Below are 6,025 nucleotides of genomic sequence, written 5' to 3' on the forward strand. Positions count from 1 at the left end.
CTGCGGTCAAACTGGTGGCATGCGCATTCTGGTGGTCGATGACGATCGGGCGGTCCGCGAATCGCTGCGCCGGTCGCTCACCTTCAACGGCTACTCCGTCGATCTCGCCGTCGACGGTGTGGACGCGCTGGAGAAGGCAACCGTCCAGCGACCGGACGCGCTCGTGCTGGACGTGATGATGCCCCGGCTCGACGGGCTCGAGGTATGCCGCCGTCTCCGCAGCACCGGCGATGATTTGCCGATTCTGGTTCTCACTGCGCGAGATTCGGTGTCCGAGCGGGTCGCCGGGCTCGATGCCGGTGCCGATGATTATTTGCCGAAGCCTTTCGCGCTGGAGGAACTGCTGGCCAGGCTGCGCGCGCTGTTGCGGCGTACCGCCGCCGATCCGGGTGAGGCCTCGGAGGCGATGAAGTTCGCTGATCTGTCGCTGGACCCGGTGACGCGGGAGGTGTCCCGTGGCGTCCGCCCGATCAGTCTCACCCGCACCGAGTTCTCACTGCTGGAAATGTTGATGGCGAACCCGCGTCGTGTGCTCACCCGCAGCCGCATTCTCGAAGAGGTCTGGGGCTACGATTTCCCAACCTCGGGAAATGCGCTCGAGGTCTATATCGGTTATCTGCGCCGCAAGACCGAGGCGGAGGGCGAACCGCGACTGATCCATACCGTGCGTGGCGTGGGCTACGTGCTGCGCGAAACGCCGCCGTAGGTCGGCGGTCATGGCACGGACACCTCCCAAGCCCCCCGTCGTCGCCGCCCTCGGCCAGGGACAGCCCGAGTCCCCGGACATGCGGCCACCCATGCCGCTGACCCGGTCGGTCTCGCTGCGGTGGCGGGTGACGCTGCTTGCCGCCTCGGTCGTGGCGATCGCGGTGGCGGTCACCTCGATCGCGGCCTACGCCTTGGTGGCGCGCGCCCTGTACGACGACGTGGACGCCCAGTTGCGCAGCCGGGCCACGGCGGTGATCGCGAGCAACCCCTACGGGTTCAACAATCTGAATCTGATGGTGGCCGCCGCCTTCTACGACGACACCGGCATCGCCCTGATCTATCCCGATCTGGGCCGCTGGCTGCCGCCGCAGTCGACCGATCCGCCCATCGGGAGCCAGGAGCTTGCCGTCGCGCGTGGCGAGCGGAGTTCCTCGCTGCGCACCGTCGGCAATCAGCGCGCACTCGCCGTACACACCGACTCGGGTGCGACGCTGGTCATCTCGCAGCGATTGGACCGCACCAGGGAGGTGCTCGACCGGCTCGCCTGGCTGTTGTTCGTCGTGGGCGGCTGCGGCGTGGTGCTGGCCGCGGCGGCGGGCACGGCGGTCGGCCGGACCGGTCTGCGGCCCATCGCGCGATTGACGGCGGCCACCGAGCGGATCGCGCGCACCGACGATCTGACGCCGATCCCGGTGACCGGTGACGACGAACTGGCAAGGCTCACAGAGAGTTTCAACACCATGCTGCGCGCACTGACCGAGTCGCGTGATCGGCAGCGCAGGCTCGTCGCCGACGCAGGGCACGAATTGCGTACGCCGCTGACGTCGCTGCGGACCAACATGGAGTTGCTCATCGCTTCGAGCCGTCCCGGCGCTCCCCGCCTCCCAGAGGAGGACATGGCCGGACTGCGCGCCGACGTGATAGCCCAGATCGAGGAGTTGTCGACTCTGGTGGGCGATCTGGTCGATCTCGCGCGGGAGGACGCTCCGGAAACCGTCTACGAGCGCCTGGATCTCGGGGAGGTGGTGGAACGCGCGCTCGAGCGCGCCCGGCGCCGCCGCGCGGGCATCGAGTTCGTCGCCGACCTGCGTCCGTGGTTCGTCTACGGGCACGAGGCAGGCCTCGAGCGCGCGGTGCTGAACGTGCTCGACAACGCGGCCAAGTGGAGCCCGGCCGGCGCGCAGGTCCGCATCCTCATGCGCGAAAGCGGACCCGGCCTGCTCGAACTGTCCATCGACGACGCGGGACCCGGGATTCCCCCGGCGGAGCGCGAGTTGGTGTTCGAGCGCTTCTATCGGGTCATGTCGTCGCGGTCGATGCCGGGCTCCGGCCTCGGCTTGGCGATCGTCAAGCAGGTGGTGACGAAACACGGCGGCACCATCGCCATCGATACCTCGCAACGCGGCGGCGCCGTCGTCCGCATCGTGTTGCCCGGAGAGCCGGGCGCGCCCGCGCCCGATTGACGCAATACCGGGCAAGAGAAGACCATTTACCGCACAATCTTGGTGTTCTGTGCGGAATATTCATCTTCGGTGGGGTATTTCGGACATTGCTCCGATCGGTTTGCCACAGGATTTGAGACATCAAGTTGGCGGTGGTTCTATTGTGCACCGGCTCCTGGGGACAGATCTCGGAAAACTGAAAGCACGGTCTCAGTCCGCTCTCAGTCGCCGTGGCCACCCTGGTCGGGACGTGAGCAGAAACGAGGAGTCCATGACCGAGGATTCGAAGGACCGCCGGGAGCCGGGCCCGCCGGAGGCAGGCGCGCTCGGACCGCGGGAGGCGCACGCGCCCGGTTACGGTTCGCAGGAAGCGCAGCATCCCACCGCGCCGTATCCGCAGCACCACTCGGCTGCGCCGTACCCAGGGCATCCCGCGTCCTTCGGTCCACCGAAGGACGTCACGTACCCGCAGGGTCCGGTCTACGGCGCCCCGCCCGCACCGGCCCGCCGTCCGTTCCGTGCGGGACTGGCCGTGGGGGCCGTGGCGCTCGCGCTGGTCAGCGGTGGCGTCGGCGGTGCGGTCGGCGCGCTGGTCACGCACGGCGACGACGGCCGCGCCCCGGTGACCAACGCCTTGGACGCGCCGAAGCCGAATATGAGCAACGCGGTCAACGCTCCGGCCGGCTCCACCCAGGCGGTCGCACAGAAGGTGCTGCCCAGCGTCGTGATGATCAAAGTGGCCAGCAGCAAGGCCGAGGGCGAGGGCTCCGGAGTGGTCCTGTCCTCCGACGGCCTGATCCTGACCAACAATCACGTGGCCGCGGGCGGTGGACCGAACGCCAGGATGGAGGTCGTGTTCTCCGACGGCAGCAGTGCGCCCGCCACCCTGGTCGGCGCCGATCCGGTCTCCGACCTGGCCGTCATCCGAGCGTCCGGCAAGAGCGGCCTGACTCCGATCGAACTGGGCACCTCGGCGAATCTGCAGGTCGGCCAGCCGGTTGTCGCGATCGGCTCGCCGCTCGGTCTGGCGGGCACGGTAACCACGGGCATCGTCTCGGCGCTGAACCGGCCGGTCGTGACCTCCGGTGACGGCAGCGAGCCCGGTCCCGCGGTCAGCCCGGTGATCGACGCGATTCAGACGGATGCCGCGATCAACCCCGGCAACTCGGGCGGCGCGCTGGTGGACGGCAACGGCAAGCTCGTCGGAATCAACACCGCCATCGCGACGCTGGGGCCCACCGAGATGGCAGGCGGCCAGACCGGGTCGATCGGACTCGGGTTCGCGATCCCGGTCGATCAGGCGCGGCGGGTGGCCGACGAACTGATCAAGACCGGCAAGGCCACCTACGCGCAGATCGGTATCACCGTGTCGCGTCAACAGGATCCGGCGCAGCAGATTTCCGGCGCGAAGGTCCGCGACGTCACGCCGGACGGTCCCGCCGCACGCGCGGGCATTCCGCCGGGGGCGGTGGTGACGAGGCTCGATGACCGCGCGATCGATTCCGGGAACGCGCTCGTCGCCGCGGTCCGCTCACACCAACCAGGAGACAAGGTGAAGGTCACCTACAGCGATGAGCAGGGCAACAACTCCAAGACCGTCGAGGTGACCCTCTCCGGCGCGCCCGCGGACGGTGGCCGGTGATGCGCGCGGTCCCCGGTGGACAGGGCCGGACGATCGATGTCGACCCCGACGTTCTCGGCGCGGCCGCCGAGTTGCTCGGCGCAGGCGCTACGGTGAGCACCATGGAAATCGATGCTCCTGTGGCGGGGCGTGCTCTGGTGGTGGTCGTCGACGACAGGACGGCGCATGGAGGTATTGACTCGCTCGGTCCGCTGGTCACCGAGCTGCTCACCGAGGCGGGTTTCCTCGTGGACGCCTCGGTGTCGGTGCAAGCCGACGAGGTGGAGATCCGCAACGCGCTCAACACGGCGGTGATCGGCGGCGTGGATCTGGTCATCTCCGTCGGCGGCACGGGCATGTCCCCGCGTGACGTGACCCCGGAGGCGACCTCGCAGGTGCTCGACCGCGAGCTGCCGGGCATCAGCGAAGCCCTCCGTTCCTCCGGCCGCGTGGCCGGCTCGCTGGACGCCGGGCTCTCTCGCGGTGTGGCAGGCGTGTCCGGAAGCACTTTGGTGGTCAACCTGCCCGGCACCCGGTCCGCCATCCGGGACGGCATGGCGACGCTCGGCCCGCTCGCCAGCCGGGTGATCGGCGAACTCTCCGGATTGGTCGAATAATCAGCGCACCCCCTCCCGCCGAGAACCCTCGCCCGGCCGCGCGCCGGGCGAGGGATGCGCGCTTGGCGAAGATCTTCGGCGACACTCTGCCGGAGACCACCGGCGACGAGCGCGACGACCGTGACGACGGCGGCCGCGCCGAGGACTGGCTGCGAGCCCAAGTTCCCCCGCATCACGGCTGAGGCCGTTATCTACGTAGTTGCTACGTACTGCCGTCGGCCATTTTTGTGATCCTCCAGTGATCAATTCAGCTCGGAAGTAATCCGGCCGAGACGCTTTACCGCCGGTCGCGGATCCGCGACGTCGGCGTCGCTGTGCCCATACGCGACCATTGCGCACCTGGTCAGCCGTAGCGATCCGGTATTTATGCACGTCACGCCATATTCAGATGTGCGCAACTGTGGCGGGAGTCACCTTGAACTTTACGAAACCTCGCGTTGCGAGGCTCGTTATAGAACGTTTAATCTCCCATCGAGCCACTCCACAGTTGGACATCACAGGCCCGGGCACCGGCACGCACTACGCCGCTCGACGGAACCATGGCTCGGTTCCGGCGCCGGTAAGTTGGTTGCGCCGAAATAACAGCCGGTTACACATCGGCAACAAAGGAGCGACACACTGAGCTGGGCCTGAGAGGACCATCTGTCCAGCCTCGACGGTCGAGGTTGACTGTTTGAACCTGATGAGGGGAAGTATGAGCGAGAACCGCACCAATGGTCTGCGCCGCGGTGTCCGCGTCGCGGGCATCGGCGCTGCCGCGGCTGTAGCCATGGGCCTGCTTTCGACCGGTGCTGCCAACGCCGACACCTTCGTGCCGTTGCCGGACGGCCAGAAGGTGGGTCCCGGCGTGACGATCACCCGCAATGGTGAGCGCGCCTTGATCTCCCCGTCCCTTGCTGCGAACGGTGCCGGCCGTGTCGTGTGGGTTTCGGGGAACGCCATCGCCGATGTCGCTGTGACGCCGGAAGGTGAGATCGGCCCGAACAACGGCCCGAGCGGAAACCCGGGCACGAATAATTCGTCCACTCACGGTGCCTCGCAGTTGAGCACCGGTTACATCGTCGGCTGCCAGATCAGCATCGCCGACGACGCCATTTCCGCGGGTGTGTCGGGCAGTGTGAACCTCAGCGGCGCCAGCGCGGGCGGTTCCATCGGTGTCAACCTCGGTCCCGGCGAGGTCACGTTCGTTCAGATCGATTACAAAGACATCCTCAAGCCCGGGGTGTACTCCGTCGAGTATCAGGATGCCGAGATTCAGATCCAGGGCTGCGCTGGTTACGCGCAGGCGCGTTCGTACACGGTCGTCGAGATCATCGGCGATCACTATTCGAAGACCACCCTCTACGGGATGCCGTTCAGCATCGGCTGACGTCTGTCGAAACCAACGCCATTTTCCCGCTGAAGCGGACTCAACCCTCGAGGGATATCAACCATGATCAACCGTAAGAAGCTGGCGCGGATGGCCGGCGTCGGCGCCGCAGCCACCATCGCCATGGGCTTGTTCTCCACAGGTGCGGCGAATGCCGATACTTTCGTTCCGCTGCCGGGTGGTGAGCTCGTCAAGACGTTGTCGGATGGCACGGTGGTGACCGTTCGTCTGGTCGGTGAGTCGGCGACCATCAGTCCGTCTATGGGTG

Annotated in this window: 5 protein-coding genes and 1 pseudogene; all 6 read left to right on the forward strand. The window is 67.2% G+C overall.

What is annotated here, in order from left to right; translation table 11 throughout:
• The first annotated feature begins 19 nt into the window (after positions 1-19).
• Positions 20-706 carry a response regulator transcription factor gene (locus M8859_RS18285; RefSeq protein WP_159930745.1) on the forward strand — a complete coding sequence of 229 codons (687 nt, stop codon included), beginning with the start codon at positions 20-22 and terminating at the stop codon, positions 704-706.
• Between the two features lie 10 nt (positions 707-716).
• A complete protein-coding gene (locus tag M8859_RS18290; RefSeq protein WP_159930746.1) occupies positions 717-2,171 on the forward strand; it encodes a sensor histidine kinase in 1,455 nt (484 codons plus the stop codon).
• 250 nt (positions 2,172-2,421) lie between these two features.
• Positions 2,422-3,792, forward strand: coding sequence for a S1C family serine protease (locus M8859_RS18295; RefSeq protein ID WP_249644593.1), 1,371 nt, complete (start codon positions 2,422-2,424; stop codon positions 3,790-3,792).
• Between the two features lie 101 nt (positions 3,793-3,893).
• The gene (locus M8859_RS18300) at positions 3,894-4,388 is read left to right on the forward strand and encodes a MogA/MoaB family molybdenum cofactor biosynthesis protein (protein ID WP_181719529.1); all 495 of its coding nucleotides are present in this window, start codon (positions 3,894-3,896) and stop codon (positions 4,386-4,388) included.
• 694 nt (positions 4,389-5,082) lie between these two features.
• Positions 5,083-5,757 carry an MspA family porin gene (locus tag M8859_RS18310; protein ID WP_195139777.1) on the forward strand — a complete coding sequence of 225 codons (675 nt, stop codon included), beginning with the start codon at positions 5,083-5,085 and terminating at the stop codon, positions 5,755-5,757.
• A 63-nt stretch (positions 5,758-5,820) separates the two neighbouring features.
• Positions 5,821-6,025 (forward strand): annotated as a pseudogene (locus M8859_RS18315) (MspA family porin); the annotation flags it as partial.

It is taken from the genome of Nocardia sputi (genome assembly GCF_023501985.1).

What these genes read in the sequence shown, in the direction of transcription:
- M8859_RS18285 (WP_159930745.1), top strand. Translation starts at nt 20, where the DNA reads ATGCGCATTCTGGTGGTCGATGACGATCGGGCGGTCCGCGAATCGCTG.
- M8859_RS18290 (WP_159930746.1), top strand. Translation starts at nt 717, where the DNA reads ATGGCACGGACACCTCCCAAGCCCCCCGTCGTCGCCGCCCTCGGCCAG.
- M8859_RS18295 (WP_249644593.1), top strand. Translation starts at nt 2,422, where the DNA reads ATGACCGAGGATTCGAAGGACCGCCGGGAGCCGGGCCCGCCGGAGGCA.
- M8859_RS18300 (WP_181719529.1), top strand. Translation starts at nt 3,894, where the DNA reads ATGGAAATCGATGCTCCTGTGGCGGGGCGTGCTCTGGTGGTGGTCGTC.
- M8859_RS18310 (WP_195139777.1), top strand. Translation starts at nt 5,083, where the DNA reads ATGAGCGAGAACCGCACCAATGGTCTGCGCCGCGGTGTCCGCGTCGCG.